The sequence below is a fragment of the Acrocarpospora macrocephala genome (assembly GCF_009687865.1).
GTDB classification, from domain to species: domain Bacteria; phylum Actinomycetota; class Actinomycetes; order Streptosporangiales; family Streptosporangiaceae; genus Acrocarpospora; species Acrocarpospora macrocephala.
The window spans coordinates 31,022-32,037 of the sequence record NZ_BLAE01000101.1 but is presented as its reverse complement, the minus strand read 5'-3'; the positions used below and the strand labels follow the sequence as shown (position 1 = coordinate 32,037).

1 protein-coding gene is annotated in these 1,016 nt (G+C 71.7%); it reads right to left on the bottom strand.

Annotated features, from left to right (window positions below; genetic code table 11):
* A partial coding sequence (locus Amac_RS50020; protein ID WP_155361470.1) for a hypothetical protein occupies window positions 1–237 on the bottom strand: 237 nt, incomplete at its 3' end.
* Window positions 238–1,016 lie beyond the last annotated feature (779 nt).

The window sequence follows — 1,016 nt, the reverse complement described above, 5'->3', positions numbered from 1 at the left end:
GGAGCCGGTGGCCGCGGCCAGCCACGCCCCGAGCGTACGCCGCCCGAACAGCTGCTGGCCTTTCCCGGCCTCGGCCACGGCCAGCCGGACCGCGATCGCCGCCTCAGCCCGATCGATCAGCCGCGACCAGGCCACGATCTCGGCCATCGCCGTCTCGGCGTCGCAGGGCACCGGCGACCCGGCGGCGGTGAGCGCCTCGGCCCGGCGCAGCAAGTCCCGTAGCGCCGCACCGGCCAAACCCGGATCCGGATGATCAGAACAGCCAGAACGATCAGAACGGTCGGAGCGGTCAGAGCGGTCAGAGCGGTCAGAGCGGTCAGAGCGGTCAGAGCGGTCAGAGCGGTCAGAGCGGTCAGAGCGGTCAGAGCGGTCAGAGCGGTCAGAGCGGTCAGAGCGGTCAGGGTGATCCCCGCACCCCACATCACCAGCACCAGCACCAGCACCAGCACCAGCACGCTGATCGGGCCTGGTCCCCCGCCCGTGACCGGCACCCCACTCAGCCTCCCCGCAAACGTGATCAGCCCTCCAGACACCCCAATCAGCCTCCCGGGCAGCGTGACCGGCCATATCGGCACACTGACCGGTTTCCCGGCCACGTTGAGTTTCCCGGGCACGTTGACCTGTCTCCCAGGCACCATCACCGGCCTGTTGAGCACGAGGGTCGCTCTCGCGCCCGCTGCCACAGGACCCTCGCCCGGATTCGGGCCAGGGCCGGTGGCCGCTGGAGGGTCGGATACCAGAGGGCCGGACACCGGGCTGCTGGGCAGGGCTGACCTGGGCAGGGCCGACCTGGGCAGGGCCGACCTGGGCAGGGCCGACCTGGGCAGGGCCGACCTGGGTGTTGGCGGGTTGAGCGGTGGCCCCGGTGGCCCCGGTGGCCTGGGCGGGACTGGAGCGCGTCGTTGCGGGATGTGCTGGGCCGGAACGCGAGGTGCCGCCGCTCGTGCCGGATTCGCTGCCGGATTGGCTGCCGGATTGGCTGCCGGAGTCGGCTGCGATGATGTGGGTTCGGGAGG